Raw genomic sequence first — 23,559 nt, forward strand, 5'->3', positions numbered from 1 at the left:
GCGCCGATTTTTCATGGCTGTTATTACGGAGCATCCCGACATGGCCCAAAAAGAAATTTGGTATGAAACGCTGCACGACAGCTTCGGTCAGTACTTCACGGTAGAGAAAGAGCTGTACCGTGAAAAAACCGAGCACCAGGATCTGGTGATCTTTGAAAACGCGGTGTTAGGGCGCGTGATGGCGCTTGACGGCGTGGTACAGACCACCGAGCGCGACGAGTTCATCTACCACGAGATGATGACCCACGTGCCGCTGCTGGCCCACGGCCAGGCGAAGAAAGTGCTGATTATCGGCGGCGGCGACGGCGGCATGCTGCGTGAAGTCAGCCGTCACCGCGGCGTTGAGCAGATCACCATGGTGGAAATCGACGCCGGCGTGGTGGCGTTCTGCCGTCAGTACCTGCCAAACCACAATGCCGGCGCCTATGACGACCCGCGCTTCAAACTGGTGATCGACGACGGCGTCAACTTCGTTAATCAGACCGATGAAAAATTCGACGTGATTATCTCCGACTGCACCGACCCGATCGGCCCCGGTGAAAGCCTGTTCACCTCGGCCTTCTATGAAGGCTGCGCCCGCTGCCTGAATGAGAACGGCATTTTCGTCGCGCAGAACGGCGTCTGCTTCCTGCAGCAGGATGAGGCCGTCAACAGCCACACCCGGTTAAGCCACTATTTCCAGGACGTCAGCTTTTACCAGGCGGCAATCCCGACCTACTACGGCGGCATCATGACCTTTGCCTGGGCCAGCCAGAACCCGGCGCTGCGTCAGCTTGACCTCGCCACGCTGCAACAACGCTTTAACCAAAGCGGTTTACACTGCCGTTATTACAATCCGGCGGTCCACGGCGGCAGCTTTGCCTTGCCGCAATACCTGCTCAACGCCCTGGCCGAATCACCGGCATAAGCGGCGCATGAGCGCATTCCACGTTAGACCCGAGAGAAACAAAGGGGGTGAACCAAATTGCAAAAGCTGAAACTGCACGGCTTCAATAACCTGACCAAAAGCCTGAGTTTTTGTATTTACGATATTTGTTACGCCAAAACCGCGGACGACCGCGACGGCTATATCGCCTACATTGACGAACAGTACAACGCCAACCGCCTGACCGAGATCCTCAGCGAGACCTGCTCGATCATTGGCGCCAACATTCTGAACATCGCACGTCAGGACTATGAGCCGCAAGGCGCCAGCGTCACCATTCTGGTGAGCGAGGAACCGGTCGATCCGAAAGACGTTGATACCTCGGAACACCCCGGCCCGCTGCCCAATACGGTGGTGGCACACCTGGACAAGAGCCATATCTGCGTACACACCTACCCGGAGAGCCATCCGGAAGGCGGTCTGTGCACCTTCCGCGCCGACATTGAAGTCTCAACCTGCGGCGTGATTTCCCCGCTGAAGGCGCTGAACTATCTGATCCACCAGCTGGAATCGGATATCGTCACCATGGATTACCGCGTGCGCGGTTTCACCCGTGACGTCAACGGCGTAAAGCACTATATCGATCATGAGATCAATTCGATCCAGAACTTTATGTCTGAGGATATGAAGGCGCTGTACCACATGATGGATGTGAACGTTTATCAGGAAAATATCTTCCACACCAAGATGCTGCTGAAAGACTTCGATCTGAAGCACTATCTGTTCAACGCCAAACCCGAGGCGCTGAGCGAGGAAGAACGACAACGGATTACCGATCTGCTGTGGAAAGAGATGCAGGAGATCTATTACGGGCGGAATATTCCGCATCTGTAAACCACGCGGGGCAGCCAAGGCTGCCCCGCGGTTTGAGTCCCCCCGCCGCTACTGATTGGTACCGTCAACCTGAACCGAGGGCGCGTTCACATCATGAATATGTTCGCGCGTCAGGCGGTACACCACCGGGCTTAATAGCGCCAGCGCAATCAGGTTCGGGATAGCCATCATCGCATTCAGCGTGTCCGCCAGCAGCCAGACAAACTCCAGCGACTGCGTGGCGCCAATCGGCAGCGCAATGATCCAGGCAATGCGGAACGGTACGATCATCTTCGGCCCGAACAAATACTGGATGCACTTCTCACCGTAAAAGCTCCAGCCCAGAATGGTGGTAAAGGCGAAAATCGCCAGCGCCACCGCCACGATGTAGTTGCCCCCCGGCAGAGAGGATGAGAAGGCCGTCGAGGTCAGCGCCGCCCCCGTCTCGCCGCTGATCCATTTACCGCTGATAATAATGGTCAGGCCGGTGATGGAACACACGATAATAGTGTCAATGAAGGTGCCCAGCATGGCGATCAGCCCCTGACGAATCGGGTTCTGCGTTTTGGCCGCCGCGTGGGCGATCGGTGCGCTGCCGAGACCAGCCTCGTTGGAGAACACGCCGCGCGCCACCCCGAAGCGAATTGCCGCCCAGACCGCCGCGCCGGCAAAGCCGCCCTGCGCCGCCACCGGCGTAAAGGCGGACGTGATAATCAGCGAGAAGGCGGCCGGGATCTCGCTCACGTTCAACCCCAGCACGATAATGCCGGCGCCAAAATAGCCCACCGTCATCAGCGGCACCAGTTTCCCCGCCACGTCGGCAATACGCTTAATGCCGCCGATCAGCACCGCGCCCACCAGCACCACCAGCACGCCGGCGGTCACCGCGTGGGAGACGCCGAAGTTACTGTTCAGCGCCTCGGCAATCGAGTTGGCCTGCACGGTATTGCCAATGCCAAAGCCGGCAATACTGCCGAAAAAGGCGAACAGCGTTCCCAGCCACATCCACTTTTTACCCAGTCCGTGCTTGATGTAGTACATCGGCCCGCCGACATAGTGTCCGCGCGCGTCGACTTCGCGAAAACGCACCGCCAACACCGCCTCGGAATATTTGGTCGCCATGCCCACCAGCGCGGTGATCCACATCCAGAACAGCGCGCCGGGGCCGCCGAGCACCACCGCCGTGGCGACGCCGGCAATATTACCGGTGCCGATGGTGGCGGACAGCGCGGTCATCAGCGCATTGAACGGTGAAATCTGTCCGTCGCCGCGGTGGTGATTGCGCTCGAACAGCAGCTTAAAGCCGGTGCCTAACCGGCGAATCGGCAAAAAAGAGAGCCGAATCTGCAAAAATATACCGATGCCCAGAATGCCGATCAGCATCGGGACGCCCCATACCACGCCGTTAACGGCCGACAACCCCGCGATTACCCAATCCATCCCTTCCCCCTACCGTCGTATACTTGTAACAATAAGCATTATATTTATTAACAAGATGTAACCTAAAAAAGGTAGGGATACAAAACAAATCAACGTTAAACCGGGGGCAGCTCACGTTGTCCGCCGGTAAAAGTGCGGGGAAAGGAAACAGAAAGGCAATAACGTCGGACGGGCATGACGCCCGCCATCATTGCGCTCTACTGGGCCAGATGCAGCTGCGCGGGCAGCGCCGTTAACTGCTGCTGCACCTCCGCCGGCAGGGCGCCGTCGGTCACGATATCGGTCAATTCGGCCAGCGGCGTCACGCAAAACAGTGAATAGGCGCCGTATTTGCTACTGTCCGCCAGCAACACCCGTCGGCGCGCGTTCGCCGCCAGATCCTGCTTCAGCCCGGCTTTCTCTTCCGTCGGCGTGGTGACGCCCTTTTCCAGGCTCCAGGAGTTACAGCTGATAAAGGCAATATCCGGATAGACGCCGCGCAGCAGGCGGCGACCGTGCTCGCCGATGCAGGACTGGCTGCTGTCATCAATGCGGCCGCCGATAATAGTGACCTCAATCTGCTTAAACTCCGACAGCAGCAGGGCGATGCGCAGGTCGGCGGTAATCACCCGCAGCGGCAGATGGGTCAGGTTGCGCGCCAGTTCCAGCATGGTAGTGCCGGCGTCCAGCACCACCGCATCGCCGGGCTTAATCAGCGCCAGCGCCTGCTGGGCAATAGCGCGCTTTTCCTGCAGATGGCGCAGCTGCTTCTCATTGGTGGTCGGCTGAGCGGGGATAAAGCGGTTGAGCGCCACGCCGCCGTGGCTGCGGTTGATCACACCCTGCTGGTCCAGTTTGATCAGGTCGCGGCGAATGGTGGCCGGCGATGCGTCGATCGCCGTAACCAGCTGTTCAACCGTGACCAGATTATGGCCCTTTAAATAGTCCAGAATCTGGTCCAGACGATGTTGTGGCTTCATAGTCCCTTGATTAGGCAAGCTGCGTGGCTAATTGTATCGAGATCGCCATGCTCTCAGACTTGGCTTTACCTGTCCAGGCAATATCAAAGGCCGTACCGTGGTCGGCGGAGGTGCGGATAAACGGCAGCCCGGCGGTAATATTCACTCCGTCGTAAAAGCCCAGAAGTTTCAGCGGAATATGCCCCTGATCGTGGTACATCGCCACCACCATATCGTATTGGCCTTCGTAAGCCTGCAGGAAGACCGTATCCGGCGGACAAGGCCCGTAGACATCAATACCGCGCGCCTTCGCCGCTGCAATCGCCGGGCTGACGATCTTAATCTCTTCATCGCCAAACAGGCCGTTCTCCCCGGCGTGCGGGTTAACGCCGGCGACGGCGATGCGCGGCTGGCTAAAGCCCACCCGCTTGAGGAAAGTATCCGCCATCGACACCACCGTTTCGATCCGCTCGGCGCTCAGCGTATCCAGGAACTTACGCAGGGCGATATGGGTGGATACGTGGATCACTTTCAGTTTGTCGGTATACAGCACCATGGCGTAATCGCGGCTGTGGGTCAGCGTGGCCAGCAGCTCGGTATGGCCGGGATACATATGCCCCGCCAGATGCAGCGCCTCTTTGTTCAGCGGCGCGGTGGCGATGCCCTGCACCTCGCCGGCCTGCGCCAGTTCGGTGGCGCGTCTGACGCAGCGGTAGGCCAGATCCCCCGCCTGCGCCTGGACTTTCCCCGCCTGCAGCGCGGCGGGATCCGCCAGCGGCTCGTCGATCACATTGATCACTCCCGGCGCAAAACGCGCCTGCGCCACCGTCTCTATCGGCCGCAGCTCCGCCGCCGGCGTGATGCCCAGCGCCTGAATGCGCCGCAGCGTGGCCAAACAGCCGACCACCACGGCGCGGGCGCCGGACAATTCTCCCTCGGCCAACGCCTTGATAATAATTTCCGGCCCGATGCCTGCCGGGTCGCCCATGGTAATCGCGATGGTGTTATTTGCCACTGTACATCTCCTCAATAAAATAAAGCGCGTCGCGCAGCGTGGTTTCGCCGCCAAAACCGCCGGCTTTGGTAATTACCGGCAGGTCGTCAATCTCACTGTTGATAAAGGTGCCGCACGGTACGCAGGGCGCGACTTCACCGTTAATACGGTAGCCTTCCGCCCCCAGCGCCCGGGCGACGGCAATCGCAATATCGCCGCCGGTCAGGAACAGGCCGCCAATCCGCGTACGGTTGATAATGTCGAGCGTCATCTCCCCCAGCGACTGGCTGATGCGGTCGCCCAGTTGCTGGCGGCTGACGTCCAGCTCAGCACACAGCTGCTCCACCTGCCGGCGCGCGTCGCCGTCGCGGCAGGTGCGCAGTACGCAGTGCCGATGCGTCTGCAGTATCGCCGCCGCCTGCTGCGCAATCTCCTCGCAGGCCTGCGCGCCCTGCGCCGACAACAATGCCCGCACGTCGATATCGATAATGCCCAGCGATTTCTCCTGTTCGGCGAAGGTAATCTGCCGGCGGGTGGCCTCGCTCATCGAACCGGCCACCACCAGCACCGGCAGCCGCTGCCGTTCGCTGAGATACCAGGCCGACGGCAGCGCATTGGCCAGGCCGGCGGCGCCGACCAGCAGCACCGGCGTGGCAAGCCGGCCGATGCTCTGCGCCAGCAGCGCCAGATCGCCGTCCAGTTCAGCGTCCGCCACCACAATGCCGCCCTGCCGCGCCAGCTGCGCCAGCCGCTCGTCCAGCGCCGCGCCGCGTACCGTCGCCAGATCCAGTTCATAAATAGCGATATCGGTTTGCTGGCCAATCAGGGTGTTAATCTGCGACGAGACGATCGGCGTTTTCGGATCGCTGGCAAATTCGGTCTCCAGCAGCGGCACGCCGTGCACCCAGCATGCGCCGCCCCGCGTCACCCGGCCGGCGGCCGGGATCGCCGCCGCCACGATCGCCAACCGTGCGCCGCTGGCCTGCATCGCCGCGGCAATTTCCGCGCCGACGTTGCCGCGGAAGGTTGAATCAATCTTTTTGTACACCTGCGGCGACTGCTCACCGCCACAGTAGGGGCGCAGCGCATCGCTGACCTTGCGCGCCGCCTCCGCCGCCGGCAGCGCACGGCTCTCGGTATTGATCACCAGCACATCGCCGCGGCGCGGCGCCGGCTGCCGGTCATTCAGCAGCACGTCGGTACGCGCGCCCTTTTTCGCCAGCTGTACGCCGGTATCGCTGGCGCCGGTAAAATCATCGGCAATCACGATCATTTTCATACCGCCTTCTCCTTCACCGCCGCATTACGCTTCGCCACCCAGGAGCTGAGGATCGGCGTCAGGATCGCCGTGGTGATCACCGAGGCGGCAATCAGCGGCGCGGCCGCAGCGGCCACCGACGCCAGCGAAGGATCGGCCTGCGCTATCGCTAACGGCGTCGCCACCGCATTGCCCGCCGTGCTGGAGGCCGCCGCCCCGGCGATGCCGGAGCCGCCGACCAGCCGATCGGCGCGGATGTTGAAGAAACCGCCGACGAAGGTGGTCAATGCCCCGAGCAGAATGCCCGCCAGCCCGCCCTGCAGCAGCATCTCCAGATTGATGCCGGCGCCGAGGGCAAAGGCGAAGAACGGGATCAATACCGGGCCGCCTTTGGTCAGGAATTCACGCATGTTCGCATCGAGGTTGCCCAGCAGCATCCCCACCAGCAGCGGCACCAGCACCGCAACCAGCGCCATCAGCGGAATGTTGGCCATCCCGGCGGCGCCCAGCGCGATCATGGTGAAGAAGGGGCCGTCGTTGAGCGACAGAATGGAGATGGCGCCGACGTCGCGCTCATTGCCGAACTCGCCGACCAGCGCCGCATACAGGCCGCCGTTGGAGTTGCTCATCGCCGCGATAATCGCCACGCCGGTCAGGCCAAAGACGCCGTCGGCGCCAAACAGCCGCTCCACTCCCAACCCCAGCGCCATTGCCACCAGCAGTTTGGTCAGGGTGATGGTGCCGCCCTGCAGCAGCGCCTGCGGCGCCGCCTTAAAGCTGATGCCGGCCCCCATACACAGCAGGAAAGCGCCGATCAGCGGCGCGGCGCCGTTTTTGAATAACGCGGTGGTAAAACCGCCGATCTCTAAAGCCTCTGGTGTAAAAGTATTCAACAGCGCGCCAAGCACCAGCGGGACGACCATCATCCCGCCGGGGATCTTCTCTATTGCCGCTTTCAGTTTCATCGCACCCTCGCATTTTTGATTTATTTTAATCACAATGATTATATTGAATCAAATTATAAAAAATAGAGAGCGCGATCGCAGTTATCACGACCAAGGAATGATTTTTTGATTTTATTTAATCACGAAAGTAGGTGTGCGGGCGGCGAACGCCGCCCGGTCTGCAGCGGCCCGGCTCAGTAGTTCAGCATAAAGTGCCGGTAGGCCTGCAGCACCGCCAGAAAATCCTCTACGCCGCAGAAGGAGAGGCTCTCTTCATCGTAATAGTTCATCCCCTCCTCCATCTCGTCGCCTTCAAACAGCAGCTGATTGGCGCGGATCATCACCTCTTCGCCATCCATCAGCAGCGTATATTCATGGCCTTCCAGCTGCCACTGACGCTCGCTGCCCTTCACCTGCGCCGCGCCGTTCTCAATCCGGTCCAGCAGATTCAGATCGCCTTTCAGCTCTTCATTGATCCAATGGCCGATGGCTTCATGTCCCATAGAAAATCTGACGATTACCTGACCGGTCACATCCCGCAGAAATTCGTAATCCATCGTGCGCCCTCCCCAGGCCTATATATGATAAGTGTACAGCGTTATTCGGCCCCGATTTCAGCGAGCGCTCGCAAAGTTCAGCTCTTTTTTGCGGCGGGCAATATAGCGGCTTGGCGCGGCAATGGGAAGCCGCCCGCCGCGATTGTTGTTATGATGGTGGGCTGGAACAGCCAAGGGATGCGCCAATGATCGACAGTGAAATTACCCTGAAAAAACTGGAAATCTTTCTGGCCTTTATGGAGACGGAAAACATCGCCCGCGCCGCCGAACGGCTGGCGCTGAGCAGCGTCAGCGTCCACCGCGCGCTGCATACGCTGGAGGCCGGCATCCGCTGCCCGCTGTTTATTCATCAGGGACGCAATCTGCAGCCGCTGCCCGCCGCCCATACGCTGGCGGACTACGCCCGCGATATCGTCGGGCTGACCCAGAAAGGCATTGAGGAGACGCGGCTGAAGGCCGGCTTCGGGCAGCAGCGCCTGCGGCTCGGCACGCTCTACTCGCTGACGCTGGAAACGGTGCCGCGCCTGATTATGGGGCTGAAACTGCGCCGTCCGGAGCTGGAAATCAATCTGACGATGGGCTCCAATGCCGCGCTGCTGGCGCAGCTGCAAACGCAGCAGCTGGACGCCATTCTGATCTCCGTTTCCGACAGCCAGGTGGACCCGCAGCGCTTTGAGACCCAGCCGCTGTTTAAAGACGATATCTTTCTCGCCGCGCCCGCCAGCTCTGAACTGGTGGTTGACGGCCCGGCGGACCTGCAGGATTTCCGCCGCCAGAAATTCGTTTCGCTGACCGAAGGGTTCGCCACCTATCACGGCTTTACCGAGGCCTTTCAGATTGCCGGTTTTGAGCCGGAAATCGTCACCCGGGTCAACGATATCTTCTCGATGCTCAGTCTGGTGCAGGCCGGCGTCGGCTATACACTGCTGCCCGGCCGGATGAAAAAGGTTTACGAACACACGGTGCGGCTGATGCCGCTGTGCGAACGCTACCAGATGCGCCAGACCATCGCACTGGTGCTTAACCGCAATCAGCAGCAGGACCCGAACCTGCTGGCGCTGACGGCGGAGAGCCGCATGTACGCCCGCGCAGAGCGACCCCGCTAAGCCTGACGGCGGTAGCGTTCGACAATGCCGACCACCGCCGCCAGCCCCAGCTGGCAGCGGGACAGCGCTTCCCCTGCGGTCATCACCTTGCGCGTCAGGCCGCTGAGCACCGCGCCCGGCGGCATCTCAATCGCCAGCCGCACCTCGCGCTCATACGCCGCCCGCATCGCCTCGTGCCAACGCACGGTGCGCGCCATGTTATAGGCCAGATCGTCGGCGATGCGCTCAGGCTGCCACAGCACCCGACCGCTACTGCCGCTCAGATAGGCCACCCGCGGACGCCGCAGCGTCACCGCCTGCATCGCCTCCGCCAGCCTGGCCGCCGGCTGCGCCAGCAGCGCACAGTGGGACGGCACGCTGACCGCCAGACGGCTGGCCCTGGCTACGCCGGCCTGCTTCGCCAGCGTCATCACCCGGCTCAGCGCCTCATCGCTGCCGGCTACCACCATCTGGTCGTCGGCGTTGATATTGGCCAGATATAGCGGCGACCGCTCGCCGTTCACCTGCGCAATTAACGCCTCCACCCGGCTTTGCGGCAGACCGACCAGCGCCGCCAGACCATAGCCCTGCGGATAGGCCTGCTCCATCAGCTCGCCGCGCAGCGCCACCAGCCGCAGCGCGTCCTCATAGCTCAAGGCGCCGGCCACCACCGCCGCCGGAAACGCGCCGATCGACAGGCCGCTGACAAAGTCGGCCGTCACGCCGTGCTGCACCAGCTCGCGGGCGTAGGCGACGCCGGCGATCAACAGGCAAAGCTGCACCGCACGCGTTTTTTGCAGCGCCTGCGCACCGTCCAGCGACAGCGGATCCTCCCCCAACGTCTGACGCGCCTGCGTCAGCAGTTCGCGGCTGACGGCAGTATCCGGCAGCTGGTGCAACATCTGCGGCGTCTGCGACCCCTGGCCAGGAAAGGTAAAAAGAATCTTCATCATCACTCCTGCAGCGCCGACCATGGCGCATCGGTCAGATAAGGGCCGCCGTTGGTTTTTAACAGTACCCGTCCGTCGCGCAGCCACTCGCTGAGCGCAAAGCCGCCGTGAGGGGTTTCAATCTGCATATCGACCCGGCACGGCAGCGTACGCAGCCGCTGCGCCAGCGCCTGCAGCGCCGCGCGATCGACGGGCTGCGGGCAGCGCACGGTAAGGTCCAGATCGCTGTCCGCATGCATCACCGGCAGGCCGGTCGCCAGCGCATAGCCGCAGCTGCCGGTCACGCCCCACGCCCAGCGCCACGGCTGCGCCGCCAGCGTCAGCAGCGCCCGCACCGGCGGCAAATCGGCAAAGGGCGACGCCGCCGACAGCCCGGCTACCAGCGCCTGCGGCGTTACCCGCCGGCGCACCGCCGCAGGCGGCAGCCAGGCCGCCGCCCGCTGGGCGCGCGTCGCGCCGCGGATGCCTACCGGAATGGCGCCGTCGCGCGGCAAATCGCGCCGCACCACCAGCGGCAGTTCACACTGCCGCGTTGCCCATGCCGGCGCGGCGCCGGGAAAGATCAGCGCGTCGGCGTTATCCGTCCATAGCAGGTCATGCGGACGTATCATGGTTTCCTCCGTTACAGACCGGCGGTCAGGGTGATAAACAGCGGCAGCGTCAGAATACACAGCACCGAGCTTATCAGTAGCGTGGCTTCCGCATCCGGCGACTGCACGCCGAAGCGGTTGCCGAACACGATGCCGAAGAAGCCCGCCGACAGCGCAATCATCAGGATCGCGGTGATCGCCACGCTGCCGTGCAACCCCAGCGCCAGCACGATGCCCCAGGCGATAAACGGCTGGATCAGCAGCTTGGTGACGCTGGCCAGCAGCACCGAGGCATTAATCTGCAGCCGGCGCGCCGACAAAATCACCCCGGTCAGGAACAGCGCCGCCGCGGTGGCCGCCAGCACCATCTCCGGCATCCGCACGCCAACGGCCGACAGCACCACGCCCAGCAGCGGCCCCCAGACGATCGGCTTAATCACCGAGCGCCACATCAACAACGGCAGCATGCGCGCCCCCGCCTGCTGTTCGCCGCCAGCGGCGCGGGCTTTTTCCCGCTCCAGAATCAGCAGGCAGAACGGCGTCATCAACACCGAGCCGCAGGCAATGGAGACCGCCACCGACAGCGAAGTGCTCGGCGATTCACCCAGCACGCTGCCGAGGATCGGCAGGCCGAGCGCCGCATAGTTGGGCAGCGCCACGGTCAGCGTCAGCACCGCCGCATCCTGCGGCGACTTATGGAACAGCCGGGTGCTGACAACGTAAATCGCCGCGTAGGTCAGCCACATCGCCAACACCAGCACCACAATCAGCGGCGACTGCTGCACGATGCCCAGCCACGGGGTCTGTACGGTGGCGCTGAACAGCGCCGCGGGCAACGCAAAATCCATCACAAAGATATTGAGCAAAGAAACATTCTGGTTATCGACCATTTTCGTCTTGCCGGCGTAAAAACCCAGCAGCATGATGACAAAGATCGGCGCCAGCGCATGAATAATGATGTAAGTCATAAATCACCTGTTAAAAAGAAAAAATTCAGTCAGTTCAGGTGCGATGTGTTTCTTATTACTGGTTTGGGGGTTGCCCGCAGCCAAGATGCAGATGAAGGTAGTGATTGGTTGTTATCAGCCGGAAAGGGCTTGCCCCTCTCCGGCCCGGTTATGACGAACTGACGTTAACGAAAGCCGCTGTTACCATTCGGCGCGCATACGCTCGCGCACCAGCGCGGAGCTGCGGCGATTGTCCGCCCCCAGGCGGTTTTCCAGTCCGCAGCCCTGCCGCCGGCTGTCCGCGATCGCCTTGACCACCGCCGTGCGCACCAGCGCCAGCTCCTGCAGCGTCGCCTGCAGCGGATCGCGAATATCCAGCCGTTGATCAAGCAACCCCAGCGAACCGTAGTGGCCGATGTCGTAAGCCATCGGCGGGATCGTGGCGGCCAGTTTCTCCAGCGCCTCGACCGAACGCAGCGTAATGCGCGCGGCAGATGCCTTGCCCATGGCGTGGATCATGACGCCGTCGTCGTTAAAGGCGATCAGCCGGTTGGCCTGGTAGCCGTGTGCCAAAAACGCCCCCGACATCGCCTTGCCGACGATCAGCCCAATCACCGGGTGCCCGGCCAGTCGCGCCGCGGCATAGGCGCCCGCCGCGCCGGCCAGCGCCTGATGAATGCCGAACGCCTCTTCGCGGCGGCCGTAGGCCTGGCTCGGCACGTCGATAATCGCCACGATGGCGCGCTTTTGCGTCTGATGCCGATCCGCCGCCACCGCCTCGCTGACCACCTGCGCCAGCGTCCAGCCCTCCAGCAGCCCCACCTCGCCGCGCGCGGCGCGCGGGTAGTGGTTATCGGCATCCGGCACCACGGCGATAAAACGCGCCGCCTGGCCGTCGAGGTCGCCGTCGGCCACCCTGACCGAGGCGCACTGCCCGCGCCGCTCCGCGGCTCCCTGCGTCAGCAGCGAGAACCAATAGTCACCGCGGCTGGTTGTCTGTGTGCTCATGGACGATCCTCCCGTGCAAAAAGTTGCGCCACCACGGCGGCGTCCGCCTGCTGACGGCTGTCAAACTGCGTCAGTTTCGGCAGGTAATAGTCATGGCGTTCGCTGCGGTGCCGCGCCGGCACGCCGCGCGCCAGGCATGCCAGCAGCGCGGCGCGCACCTGATGCAACGCATCCTCCACCTCCACGTCGGCGAAACCGCTGCGGTAGCGCACGTCGCCGCCGGTCATGCTCCAGATAAACGGCCGGTCGCGGGAGTCGTACTCCTCAATCCCCGCCTCCTGCTCAATCACCTGCGGGCCGTTAAGCCCCAGACGCGCTTCGCGGGTGACGATCAGGTAGCTGCACAGGCCGGCGGCAATCGACATGCCGCCGAAGCAGCCGACGGTGCCGGCGATAATGCCCACCACCGGGGTATAGCGCCGCAGGTCGGCGATGGCGGCGTGAATATCGGCGATCGCCGCCAACCCCAGATTGGCCTCCTGCAGACGCACGCCGCCGGTTTCCAGCAGCAGCACCGCCTGCGTCGGAATGCCGTTGCGGTTATCCTCCGCCGCCAGCTCCAGCGCCGCCGCCATCTTGGCGCCGGAGACTTCGCCCATGCTGCCGCCCTGAAACGCCCCTTCAACCGCCGCCACCACCGCCGGCTGACCGTTCAGGGTGCCTTTGGCCACCACCATGCCGTCATCCGCCTGGGTGACGATGCCTTGCGGCTCCAGCCACGGCGAGGTGATACGTTCAAACGGCCCCAGCAGCTCGCGGAAGCTGCCGTCGTCGAGTAATTGCCGCGCCCGTTCACGGGCGCTGAGTTCAATAAAGCTGAGATCTTCACGCATGGCCGGCCTCCTCAAACACCTGCTCAATCCGCAGACGCGCCACCCCCGGCGTCGCGCCGAAATCGTTAATCTCCAGCTGCCCCGCCGGCAGGCTGCGCAGCGCCGCCAGGCGCTCAAACAGATGCCGCCAGCGCTGCTGGCTGCCGTCGACCGAGGTTTTAATCACCACCCGCAGCACGTCACCCGCCGCTGGCTCAAACAGCGCTTCCATATCGCCGGAGCCGACCACGCCGGCCAACCGCTGGCCGACCACGTGCTCCGTAGCCGGATAGCTCAATTCAATATGTTCCATAACGTCCTCTCGAATAGATGTTCAGCAGCCCGCCGCCCGATCGAGCAGCAGCGCCGCCGCCAGTAGATCCGCCGCCCCGCCCGGCGAAGCGTTGCAGGCCAGCAGCCGCTGCTCCAACCGCGCCAGCTGCGCCCGCCCCGCCGGCCGCTGGTAACCGCCGGCGCGCAATACCGCCTGCGCGCCCTGCCGCATCGCCTGCAGCGCCGGCCAGCCGCCGCGCGACAGCACGCAGGTGTCACTCAGGCTGGTCATGATCGCCATCAGCGCATCCAGCCGGGCCGCCTGTTCATCGGCGCCGGCGGCCCGGCTGCGCCACAGCTGCGGCAGCGCCAGACGCATCACGTGCGGGAACCCCTGCTGCGCCTCTTCCCGCGCGCCGGGCACCCGGTAACGCCGCGAGGCGCGCAGCCCTTTGCTGAACGACTTCGGGCTGGCCGGGTCCGCCAACTGCGCCAGCTGCGCCGCCCGCAGGCAGGTTTGTCGCGCGTCGGCGCGCCCCTCCCGCATCGCCAGCGCCGTCACCAGCAGCCCCAGCGCCCAGATGGCGCCGCGGTGGGTATTCACCCCGCCGGTCGCCGCCATCATCTGCCGCTCGCCCTCGCGGCCGATACGACCAATCTCCTGACGCAGTGCGCCATCCGCCGGACGCTGCCAGCCGGCGATGGCCAGCGCATAAAAGGTGTCATGCAGGCTGAGGGCCGAGCGCTCCATCAACGCCAGCGTCAGATCCTGATGCGCGCCGCTGCCGCGCGCGTCCACCAGCCCCGGCTTCGGGCTGAGGCGCGCCTCGTCGATCAGCGCCTGGGTGGCGGCGTCCGCCAGACGCAGCGCAAGGGCATCGGCCTGCGCCGCCTTGCTGCAGGAGGAAAGTTTCATCACCAACTCCGGAATTTAGCCGGCGGGTTGTACAGGCCGCCGGACCAGTCCACCAGATCGGCCACGCTGCCCGCCGCCAGCAGCGAACGGTCGGCCTCGGTGCGGCGGATGCCCATATCTTCCGGGTACGCCACTTTGCCTTCGCGGCGCAGCTGCGCCACCCTGGCGGCGTCCACGCCCAGCCCGATATCGGTGATGCCGGCTACCGCGGCGACCATCGCCCGGCGCTCCTCCAGCGAGCGGGCGCGATACAGGTAGGCGATACCCTCTTCGGTCAACACGTGGGTGACGTCATCGCCATAAATCATCACCGGCGCCAGCGGCATGCCGGCCTCTTCGGCGACGTCGATCGCCTCAAGCTTCTCGACAAAGGTCGGCTTCGCGCCGGCCTGGAAGGTCTCCACCATCTGCACCACCAGTTTGCGGCCGCGCGCCAGCGGATCCGGCTCTTCGATCATATCCAGCCAGGCCGGAGTGGCATGGCGGCGGCCGTGCGGGTCGTGGCCCATATTCGGCGCGCCGCCGAAGCCGGAAAGCCGCCCGCGCGTCACGGTGGACGAGTGCGCCATGGCGTCAATCTGCAGCGTGGAGCCGATAAACATGTCCACCGCGTACTGGCCCGCCATCTGGCAGAATGCGCGGTTGGAGCGCATCGAACCGTCGCGGCCGGTGAAAAAGATATCCGGACGCGCGGCGATGTAATCCTCCATCCCCAGCTCACCGCCGAAGCAGTGCACGGTTTCCACCCAGCCGCTTTCAATCGCCGGGATCAGGGTCGGATGCGGGTTCAGGGTCCAGTGCTTGCAGATTTTGCCTTTCAGCCCCAGGCGTTCGCCGTAGGTCGGCAGCAATAATTCAATGGCGGCGGTGTTAAAGCCGATACCGTGGTTGAGGGACTGCACCTGATGCTCGGCGTAAATGCCCTTGATCGCCATCATGCCCATCAGTACGTGGACGGGTTTGATCAGGCGCGGATCGCGGGTGAACAGCGGTTCGATAAAGAAGGGCCGATCCGCCACCACCACAAAATCGATCCACGAGCCGGGAATATCGACCCGCGGCAGGTCGGTTTCGTCGTCCACCAGTTCGTTAACCTGAGCGATGACGATCCCGTCTTTAAATGCAGCGGCCTCCACCAGCGCCGGCGTGTCCTCGGTGCTGGGGCCGGTGTACAGGTTGCCCTGCCGGTCGGCCTTGAAGCCCGCCACCAGCGCCACGTTCGGCACCAGGTCAACATACAGGCGCGAATAAAGCTCGATATAGGTGTGGATGGCGCCGATTTCCAGCTGACCGTCTTCCAGCAGTTGAGAAATTCGCAGGCTCTGGGTACCGGAAAAGGCGAAATCCAGCTTGCGGGCGATGCCCTTTTCGAAGATATCCAGGTGCTCAGCGCGGCCGACGCTCGGCATAATCATATGCAGATCGTGCACGGTTGACGGGTCGACCTGCGCCAGAGTGCGGGAAAGGAAATCCGCCTGTTTCTGGTTGTTCCCTTCCAGCACCACGCGGTCACCCGGCACGATCAGCCGTTCCAGCGCCGCGGTTAGATCCGCCGTGGGGATCACCTTTCCTTGCACCTGCCCCTGCACGCTGGCCAGCCGGCGCTGCTTCTCCTGACGCCGGGTATCCCAGACGCGTGCGGGCTGTTGATAAAGCGACATAGCTAAACCTCCCCGGTTTAATTGATTTACGCTTCACGCAGTAAGAATTACGGACAGGATTAGGTTAGGACGCTAACTATTTACCATCAATCAAGCTCCCGGCGACACCGTTAGCCTAAGAGTAATGATTTAAAATAACTTTTAAAATTCAATTGATTAGGAAATACCAAATGCGGAAAGGGTCACACTTCAGGCATAAAAAAGGGGGAGCCTGGCGGCTCCCCCGATTCGGGTTTTCACAGCGTGCGGGAATTACACGGCGGTCTGGAAGATCACACCGTCGGCTTTTTCCGTATACTGCTCCAGCTGGTTGAAGTTCAGATAGCGGTAAGTATCGGCCGCGCTCTTATCCACCTGCTCCATATAGGTCTGATACTCGTCCGGCGTCGGTAAGCGCCCCAGCAGTGAGGCCACCGCCGCCAGCTCCGCCGATGCCAGATATACATTGGCGCCGGTACCCAGACGGTTCGGGAAGTTACGGGTTGAGGTCGACACCACCGTCGCGCCGTCGGCGACGCGCGCCTGGTTACCCATACACAGCGAGCAGCCAGGGATCTCGATACGCGCCCCGCTCTTGCCGAATACGCTGTAGTAGCCCTCTTCGGTCAGCTGAGCCGCATCCATCTTGGTTGGCGGCGCCACCCACAGGCGGGTCGGCAGCTGGCCTTTGTGCTGATCCAGCAGCTTGCCCGCCGCACGGAAGTGGCCGATGTTGGTCATGCAGGAACCGATAAACACTTCGTCGATTTTGCTGTTGGCCACGTCGGACAGCAGACGCGCATCGTCCGGATCGTTCGGCGCGCACAGGATCGGCTGGTCGATTTCCGCCAGGTCGATCTCGATCACCGCCGCGTATTCCGCATCGGCGTCGCCTTCCAGCAGCTGCGGATCCGCCAGCCATTTTTCCATGCCCTGAATACGGCGCTCCAGCGTACGACGGTCGCCGTAACCTTCGGAGATCATCCATTTCAGCAGCACGATGTTGGAGTTCAGGTACTCTTCGATCGGCGCTTTATCCAGTTTGATGGTACAACCGGCGGCGGAACGCTCGGCGGAGGCATCCGCCAGTTCGAAGGCCTGTTCAACCTTCAGCTCCGGCAGACCTTCGATTTCCAGGATGCGGCCGGAGAAGATGTTTTTCTTGCCTTTCTTCTCGACGGTCAGCAGGCCCTGCTGGATCGCATAGTAAGGGATGGCGTGCACCAGATCGCGCAGCGTGATGCCCGGCTTCATTTTACCTTTGAAGCGCACCAGCACCGACTCCGGCATATCCAGCGGCATAACGCCGGTCGCTGCGGCAAACGCCACCAGACCGGAACCGGCCGGGAAGGAGATGCCGATCGGGAAGCGGGTGTGGGAATCGCCACCGGTGCCGACGGTATCCGGCAGCAGCATGCGGTTCAGCCATGAGTGGATAATGCCGTCGCCCGGGCGCAGCGAGACGCCGCCGCGGTTCATGATAAAGTCCGGCAGCGTATGGTGGGTGGTCACGTCAACCGGCTTCGGATAGGCGGCGGTATGGCAGAAGGACTGCATCACCAGATCGGCCGAGAAGCCCAGGCAGGCCAGGTCTTTCAGCTCGTCGCGGGTCATCGGGCCGGTGGTGTCCTGAGAGCCGACCGAGGTCATCTTCGGTTCGCAGTACTCGCCCGGACGCACGCCGGCTACGCCGCAGGCGCGGCCAACCATTTTCTGCGCCAGCGAGAAGCCGCGGTCACTGGCCGCAACCGGCTTGGAAACGCGGAACACGTCGGTGTGCGGCAGCCCCAGCGACTCGCGCGCCTTGGTAGTCAGGCCGCGGCCGATGATCAGCGGGATACGGCCGCCGGCGCGCACTTCGTCCAGCAGCACGTCGGTTTTCAGTTCGAAGCTGGCGATCAGCTCGCCGGTTTCGTGGTTACGCACTTCGCCTTTGTACGGGAAGATGTCGATTACATCGCCCATATTCAGCTCGGACACGTCCACTTCGATCGGCAATGCGCCGGCATCTTCCATGGTGTTAAAGAAGATCGGGGCGATTTTACCGCCCAGCACTACGCCGCCGCCGCGCTTGTTCGGCACGTGCGGGATATCGTCGCCCATAAACCACAGCACCGAGTTGGTGGCGGATTTACGGGAAGAGCCGGTGCCGACGACGTCGCCAACATAGGCCAGCGGGAAGCCTTTCTCGCTCAGCGCTTCGATCTGTTTAATCGGGCCGACGCTGCCCGGCTGATCCGGGACGATGCCGTCACGTTCGTTTTTCAGCATTGCCAGCGCGTGCAGCGGAATATCCGGGCGCGACCAGGCGTCCGGCGCCGGAGACAGGTCATCGGTATTGGTTTCGCCGGTCACCTTAAAGACGGTAACGGTGAGTTTTTCTGCCAGTTCCGGACGGGACAGGTACCATTCGGCATCGGCCCATGACTGCATGATTTGCTTGGCGTAGGCGTTGCCCGCCTTGGCCTTCTCTTCCACGTCGTAGAAGTTATCAAACATCAGCAGTGTGTGAGACAGCGCTTCGGCGGCAATAGGCGCCAGTTTGTCGTTGTCCAGCGCTTCGATCAGCGGATGAATGTTGTAGCCGCCCTGCATGGTGCCCAGCAGTTCAACGGCCTTTTCCGGAGTAATCAGGGGGGAGGTGGCTTCGCCTTTGGCGATGGCTGCCAGGAAACCTGCTTTGACGTAGGCGGCTTCGTCGACGCCTGGTGGAACACGGTTAATCAGCAGGTCTAACAGGAATTCTTCTTCGCCTTGCGGCGGATTCTTTAATGATTCGACCAGCGCTGCCATTTGTGATGCGTCTAATGGCTTAGGGACGATGCCCTCTGCAGCACGCTCGGCCACGTGCTTACGGTATTCTTCTAGCACGACTTTCTCCTCGCTCTCATTGTCATTTATTGTGCCTGGCGTCCATACCTTGCGTCGCTGAAGCGGCAGCGCTGTCGGCTGCTGCCTCTGAGACTCCGGATTTGTTATCAAACCGGGTTTTTTAGCGCACGGCGATATTACGAGGCACTGCTGTCGATGTCCTGGACTGTAAGGTACAGTGCCCGGTTCCGCCCAGCCAGCATATCAGGATTTGAATCGGTTGTTAATTCGTTCACATAAAAGCAACATTAAATCTTTGCTGAATCGTTGAGCACAGAGTAATCGGCTGCGATGCAGGCAGGACAAGGCGGCCGGACAGATGCGCCCCGCCCGTCAGGCGCATCATAATGCCCACACTATTACAATAACTACTGCTTGAACAGCGGAAAAAACGCCGGCGACAAAAACAAAAAAACCGCCGTTAAGGCGGTTTCTTTGTTCCGTACGACGTTAGCAGGCGCCGGACGGAATCTTACATCGATTAGGTACGATACAAGCGCCACAAAGCAGAGACATTCTGCGCAATAACGATTAAAAAATCAACAGAAAGAATGTGGAAAAGGTGATTCCACGTTACTATCTCTCCGGGTCTGTTCTGCCGGTTTAGCAGCCGGTCACCGGGCTTGAGAACAGTGCTGCAACAACCGCGATGCGAGCGTCACAAAGCGCTTGTTCCGCCGGGATTTTTCCGGTGAAGTCGCGGTGGTCGTGGTTCCACAGGGATCGCGCAATGAAAAGGAGTTCGTTATTTATCCTGCTCATTGTACTGGGCGCGGCGTTTGGGGTTGATAAAGGCGGTTGGTCGGTCAACGGCAACAGCCTGACGCTGAACGTAATAGTCCAGAACAAGTAAGCTACTGGCCGCTCACTGAGCGGCCTTTTATCACCGCCATAAAAAACGGCCCCTTTTCAGGAGCCGCTTATCAACCGTCTAAGCCGAAAAATTACTTTTTCTTGGCTTTCGGGTTAGGCAGGTCGGTGATGCTGCCTTCGTACATCTCAGCCGCCATGCCGACCGATTCGTGCAGGGTCGGGTGAGCGTGGATGGTCAGCGCGATGTCTTCCGCATCACAACCCATCTCGATGGCCAGACCGATTTCACCCAGCAGCTCGCCGCCGTTAGTGCCGACAATCGCCCCGCCGATAACGCGGTGGGTTTCTTTGTCGAAGATCAGTTTGGTCATGCCGTCTGCACAGTCGGAAGCGATAGCACGGCCGGACGCCGCCCATGGGAAGGTGGCGGTTTCGTAGCTGATGCCTTTCTCTTTCGCTTCTTTCTCGGTCAGACCTACCCATGCTACTTCCGGTTCGGTGTAGGCGATGGATGGGATGACTTTCGGATCGAAGTAGTGCTTCATACCAGCGATAACTTCTGCGGCAACGTGGCCTTCATGCACGCCTTTGTGCGCCAGCATCGGCTGACCGACGATATCGCCGATGGCGAAGATGTTCGGCACGTTGGTGCGCAGCTGCTTGTCAACGTTGATAAAGCCGCGCTCGTCAACCGCCACGCCCGCTTTGTCAGCATCCAGCAGTTTGCCGTTCGGCACACGGCCGATAGCCACCAGCACCGCGTCGTAACGCTGTGGTTCCGCCGGCGCTTTTTTGCCTTCCATCGTGACGTAGATACCATCTTCTTTGGCTTCTACCGCGGTCACTTTGGTTTCCAGCATCAGGTTGAACTGTTTGCTGATACGCTTGGTGAACACTTTCACCACGTCTTTATCCGCCGCCGGGATCACCTGGTCGAACATTTCCACCACGTCAATCTGGGAACCCAGCGCGTGGTAAACGGTGCCCATTTCCAGACCGATGATGCCGCCGCCCATCACCAGCATGCGCTCTGGGACGGTTTTCAGCTCCAGCGCATCGGTGGAGTCCCACACGCGCGGGTCATCATGAGGGATGAATGGCAGTTGGATCGGACGAGAACCTGCGGCAATGATGGCGTTATCGAAGTTGATGGTGGTTGGGCCGTTTTCGCCTTCAACAACCAGGGTGTTAGCGCCGGTAAATTTGCCCAGACCGTTCACCACTTTCACCTTACGGCCTTTAGCCATACCCGCCAGACCACCGGTCAGCTGAGTGATGACTTTTTCTTTCCAGGTACGGATCTTGTTGATGTCGGTTTTCGGCTCACCGAAGACGATGCCGTGTTCAGCCAGCGCTTTGGCTTCTTCAATCACTTTGGCAACGTGCAGCAGTGCTTTGGAAGGGATACATCCCACGTTCAGGCAAACCCCGCCCAGCGTGGAATAACGTTCAACCAGAACGGTTTCAAGACCTAAGTCAGCGCAACGAAAGGCAGCAGAGTAACCCGCTGGGCCCGCCCCAAGTACCACGACCTGAGTTTTTATTTCAGTACTCATCATGACCTCTTAATTTATTGTCCGGCGGGTCAGACGTCATTTTTATACCCATCATCTTTCACCTGGACGCGTTGTTGGCTTCATTCGCTCACCCCAGCCACTTAGCCTGGGAATTCACAAATTTGCCGCCTGGCTGCCATGTGAAATCTATAGGGTATATTTTTAATCGAATTCATAACGCCCTTCATCCACCGGGACGCTTACACCGCGAGCAGTTTACAGAATTGTTAATAATCTGCAAAGCATGTTCGAAGTGACCCGTGTCTCAACAATCTTGTCGAATCATGCAAAAACCGACAAAACTGCTACCGAAGCGATAAGGGCGCAGCATGCTGCGCCCTTTTTTCCTTACATCACCAGACGGCGAATGTCAGACAGCATATTGTTGATGATGGTGATAAAGCGCGCACCGTCGGCACCGTCAATCACACGGTGGTCGAAGGAGAGCGACATCGGCATCATCAGACGCGGCATGAACTCTTTACCGTTCCAGACCGGCTCCATCGCAGACTTGGAGACGCCCAGGATAGCCACTTCCGGCGCGTTGACGATCGGCGCAAAGTGGGTTGTCCCGATACCGCCCAGGCTGGAGATGGTGAAGCAGCCGCCCTGCATTTCGCCGGCGGTCAACTTGCCGTCGCGCGCTTTCTTGGAGATCGCCATCAGTTCGCGGGACAGTTCAGTGATGCCTTTCTTGTTAACATCCTTGAACACCGGAACCACCAGACCGTTTGGCGTATCTACCGCCACGCCGATGTTGATGTATTTTTTCAGCGTCAGCTTCTGGCCATCTTCAGACAGCGAGCTGTTGAAGCGCGGCATCTGCTCCAGCGCTGCGGCAACCGCTTTCATGATGAACACCACCGGGGTGAACTTCACGTCCAGCTTGCGCTTGGCCGCTTCTTCATTCTGCTGCTTGCGGAACGCTTCCAGCTCGGTGATATCGGTTTTGTCGAAGTGCGTAACGTGCGGGATCATCACCCAGTTACGGCTCAGGTTGGCGCCGGAGATCTTCTGGATACGGCCCATTTCCACTTCTTCGATCTCGCCGAACTTGCTGAAGTCCACCTTCGGCCATGGCAGCATGCCCGGCAGACCACCGCCCGCAGCGGCAGCCGGTGCGGACTCGGCGCGTTTCACCGCGTCTTTCACGTAGGCCTGAACGTCTTCGCGCAGGATGCGGCCTTTACGACCGGTGCCCTTGACCTTCGCCAGGTTGACGCCGAACTCGCGCGCCAGACGACGGATAACCGGCGTCGCGTGCACGTAGGCATCGTTTTCGGTGAATTCGTTTTTACCTTCCGCTTTCGCGGCCGGCGCAGCGGCCTTGGTTTCCTGCTGGGCCGGAGCCGGCGCAGGCGCAGCGGCTGCCGGAGCGGCGGCTGGCGCAGCGCCTTCCACCTCAAACACCATAATCAGCGAGCCGGTTTTCACTTTATCGCCGGTGCTGACTTTGATCTCTTTGACGGTGCCGGCAAACGGCGCAGGCACTTCCATCGAGGCCTTGTCGCCTTCCACGGTGATCAGCGACTGCTCAGCGGCGATTTTATCGCCCACTTTCACCATCACTTCGGTCACTTCGACTTCGTCGCCGCCGATGTCCGGCACGGCCACGTCTTTGGCGGCCGCTGCCGCCGGCGCTGCGGCCGCCGGTGCTGCAGCCTGAGCCGGAGCGGCTGCCGGCGCGCTGCCGGCCACTTCGAATACCATAATCAACGAGCCGGTCTTCACTTTATCGCCGGTGTTGATTTTGATCTCTTTAACGGTGCCGGCAAACGGCGCAGGCACTTCCATGGAGGCCTTGTCGCCTTCCACGGTGATCAGCGACTGCTCTTCGGTCACGGTGTCGCCCACCTTGACCATGATCTCGGTGACTTCTACTTCGTCGTCGCCGATATCCGGTACCTGAACCTCTTTCGCCGCCGCAGCAGCAGGCGCCGCAGCCGGAGCCGCTTCCTGCTTGGCTTCCTGCGCCGGGGCAGCAGCCGCTGCGCCCTCCGCGTCAAAGATCATGATCAGCTTGCCGGTTTCGGTTTTATCGCCGACCGCCACTTTGATCTCTTTCACCACGCCGGCCTGCGGCGATGGCACTTCCATAGAGGCCTTGTCGCCTTCCACGGTGATCAACGACTGCTCAGCCTCGACCTTATCGCCGACCTTCACCAAAATTTCGGTGATTTCGACTTCATCTGCACCGATATCCGGCACTTTGATTTCAATAGACATTCT

Annotated in this window: 22 protein-coding genes; 5 read left to right on the forward strand and 17 right to left on the reverse strand. The window is 61.4% G+C overall.

Translation table 11 applies throughout. The features are described from left to right. The first annotated feature begins 40 nt into the window (after positions 1-40). Entirely contained in the window at positions 41-907 is an 867-nt protein-coding gene (gene speE / locus D781_RS17955) for a polyamine aminopropyltransferase (protein WP_015673753.1), read from the forward strand. A gap of 57 nt (positions 908-964) precedes the next feature. After that, complete coding sequence (speD, locus tag D781_RS17960) at positions 965-1,759, forward strand: adenosylmethionine decarboxylase (RefSeq protein WP_015673754.1); 795 nt, start codon at positions 965-967, stop codon at positions 1,757-1,759. A gap of 48 nt (positions 1,760-1,807) precedes the next feature. On the opposite strand, the gene D781_RS17965 is transcribed toward speD, so the two are convergent. From D781_RS17965 to yacL, 6 genes are all read right to left on the reverse strand, one after another. Beyond that, positions 1,808-3,178: a sodium:alanine symporter family protein gene (locus D781_RS17965; protein WP_015673755.1), complete on the reverse strand. Its 1,371-nt coding sequence runs from the start codon at positions 3,176-3,178 to the stop codon at positions 1,808-1,810. Between the two features lie 197 nt (positions 3,179-3,375). Beyond that, positions 3,376-4,137, reverse strand: coding sequence for a DeoR/GlpR family DNA-binding transcription regulator (locus tag D781_RS17970; protein WP_015673756.1), 762 nt, complete (start codon positions 4,135-4,137; stop codon positions 3,376-3,378). Positions 4,138-4,147: 10 nt separating this feature from the next. After that, positions 4,148-5,131 carry a D-threonate 4-phosphate dehydrogenase gene (locus D781_RS17975; RefSeq protein WP_015673757.1) on the reverse strand — a complete coding sequence of 328 codons (984 nt, stop codon included), beginning with the start codon at positions 5,129-5,131 and terminating at the stop codon, positions 4,148-4,150. Further along, entirely contained in the window at positions 5,121-6,389 is a 1,269-nt protein-coding gene (locus D781_RS17980; protein WP_015673758.1) for a four-carbon acid sugar kinase family protein, read from the reverse strand. Before D781_RS17980 ends, D781_RS17975 begins: the two co-directional genes overlap by 11 nt. Further along, complete coding sequence (locus D781_RS17985; protein ID WP_015673759.1) at positions 6,386-7,333, reverse strand: 2-keto-3-deoxygluconate permease 1; 948 nt, start codon at positions 7,331-7,333, stop codon at positions 6,386-6,388. The genes D781_RS17980 and D781_RS17985 overlap by 4 nt, the downstream gene beginning before the upstream one ends. A 173-nt stretch (positions 7,334-7,506) precedes the next feature. Beyond that, positions 7,507-7,869: a protein YacL gene (yacL, locus tag D781_RS17990; RefSeq protein ID WP_015673760.1), complete on the reverse strand. Its 363-nt coding sequence runs from the start codon at positions 7,867-7,869 to the stop codon at positions 7,507-7,509. Positions 7,870-8,054: 185 nt separating this feature from the next. On the opposite strand from yacL, the gene D781_RS17995 reads away from it, so the two are divergent. Continuing rightward, positions 8,055-8,975 carry a LysR family transcriptional regulator gene (locus tag D781_RS17995; protein ID WP_015673761.1) on the forward strand — a complete coding sequence of 307 codons (921 nt, stop codon included), beginning with the start codon at positions 8,055-8,057 and terminating at the stop codon, positions 8,973-8,975. Here D781_RS17995 and mdcH read toward each other — a convergent pair. The 3 genes from mdcH to D781_RS18010 are packed head-to-tail and all read right to left on the reverse strand — an operon-like array spanning position 8,972 to position 11,462. Then, complete coding sequence (mdcH, locus tag D781_RS18000) at positions 8,972-9,904, reverse strand: malonate decarboxylase subunit epsilon (RefSeq protein WP_015673762.1); 933 nt, start codon at positions 9,902-9,904, stop codon at positions 8,972-8,974. The two genes, D781_RS17995 and mdcH, sit on opposite strands and share 4 nt — an antisense overlap. Positions 9,905-9,906: 2 nt before the next feature. Next, the gene (locus D781_RS18005; protein WP_015673763.1) at positions 9,907-10,515 is read right to left on the reverse strand and encodes a malonate decarboxylase holo-ACP synthase; all 609 of its coding nucleotides are present in this window, start codon (positions 10,513-10,515) and stop codon (positions 9,907-9,909) included. Between the two features lie 11 nt (positions 10,516-10,526). Then, the gene (locus tag D781_RS18010; protein WP_015673764.1) at positions 10,527-11,462 is read right to left on the reverse strand and encodes an AEC family transporter; all 936 of its coding nucleotides are present in this window, start codon (positions 11,460-11,462) and stop codon (positions 10,527-10,529) included. On the opposite strand from D781_RS18010, the gene D781_RS23745 reads away from it, so the two are divergent. Continuing rightward, positions 11,442-11,624 carry a hypothetical protein gene (locus D781_RS23745; RefSeq protein WP_124014459.1) on the forward strand — a complete coding sequence of 61 codons (183 nt, stop codon included), beginning with the start codon at positions 11,442-11,444 and terminating at the stop codon, positions 11,622-11,624. The genes D781_RS18010 and D781_RS23745 overlap by 21 nt on opposite strands. Before the next feature lie 18 nt (positions 11,625-11,642). On the opposite strand, the gene mdcE is transcribed toward D781_RS23745, so the two are convergent. From mdcE to acnB, 6 genes are all read right to left on the reverse strand, one after another. After that, positions 11,643-12,449 carry a biotin-independent malonate decarboxylase subunit gamma gene (mdcE, locus tag D781_RS18015; protein ID WP_015673765.1) on the reverse strand — a complete coding sequence of 269 codons (807 nt, stop codon included), beginning with the start codon at positions 12,447-12,449 and terminating at the stop codon, positions 11,643-11,645. Further along, positions 12,446-13,282 (reverse strand): biotin-independent malonate decarboxylase subunit beta, encoded by an 837-nt coding sequence (locus D781_RS18020; protein ID WP_015673766.1) that lies wholly within the window; start codon positions 13,280-13,282, stop codon positions 12,446-12,448. The genes mdcE and D781_RS18020 overlap by 4 nt, the downstream gene beginning before the upstream one ends. Next, entirely contained in the window at positions 13,275-13,574 is a 300-nt protein-coding gene (mdcC, locus tag D781_RS18025; protein WP_015673767.1) for a malonate decarboxylase acyl carrier protein, read from the reverse strand. The genes D781_RS18020 and mdcC overlap by 8 nt, the downstream gene beginning before the upstream one ends. A gap of 21 nt (positions 13,575-13,595) precedes the next feature. Continuing rightward, the gene (locus tag D781_RS18030; protein WP_015673768.1) at positions 13,596-14,450 is read right to left on the reverse strand and encodes a triphosphoribosyl-dephospho-CoA synthase; all 855 of its coding nucleotides are present in this window, start codon (positions 14,448-14,450) and stop codon (positions 13,596-13,598) included. Then, positions 14,450-16,111: a malonate decarboxylase subunit alpha gene (gene mdcA / locus D781_RS18035; protein WP_015673769.1), complete on the reverse strand. Its 1,662-nt coding sequence runs from the start codon at positions 16,109-16,111 to the stop codon at positions 14,450-14,452. Before mdcA ends, D781_RS18030 begins: the two co-directional genes overlap by 1 nt. A gap of 252 nt (positions 16,112-16,363) precedes the next feature. Further along, positions 16,364-18,961 (reverse strand): bifunctional aconitate hydratase 2/2-methylisocitrate dehydratase, encoded by a 2,598-nt coding sequence (gene acnB / locus D781_RS18040; protein ID WP_015673770.1) that lies wholly within the window; start codon positions 18,959-18,961, stop codon positions 16,364-16,366. Positions 18,962-19,691: 730 nt separating this feature from the next. Here acnB and D781_RS24300 point away from each other — a divergent pair. Then, positions 19,692-19,814 (forward strand): hypothetical protein, encoded by a 123-nt coding sequence (locus D781_RS24300; protein ID WP_255265501.1) that lies wholly within the window; start codon positions 19,692-19,694, stop codon positions 19,812-19,814. Positions 19,815-19,905: 91 nt separating this feature from the next. Here the strand turns inward: D781_RS24300 and lpdA are convergent, their stop codons facing one another. After that, positions 19,906-21,330 (reverse strand): dihydrolipoyl dehydrogenase, encoded by a 1,425-nt coding sequence (gene lpdA / locus D781_RS18045; RefSeq protein ID WP_015673771.1) that lies wholly within the window; start codon positions 21,328-21,330, stop codon positions 19,906-19,908. Between the two features lie 348 nt (positions 21,331-21,678). Then, the gene (gene aceF, locus D781_RS18050) at positions 21,679-23,556 is read right to left on the reverse strand and encodes a pyruvate dehydrogenase complex dihydrolipoyllysine-residue acetyltransferase (RefSeq protein ID WP_015673772.1); all 1,878 of its coding nucleotides are present in this window, start codon (positions 23,554-23,556) and stop codon (positions 21,679-21,681) included. Positions 23,557-23,559: the final 3 nt, after the last annotated feature.

Source organism: Serratia sp. FGI94 (assembly GCF_000330865.1).
In the GTDB taxonomy this organism is placed as follows: domain Bacteria; phylum Pseudomonadota; class Gammaproteobacteria; order Enterobacterales; family Enterobacteriaceae; genus Serratia_B; species Serratia_B rubidaea.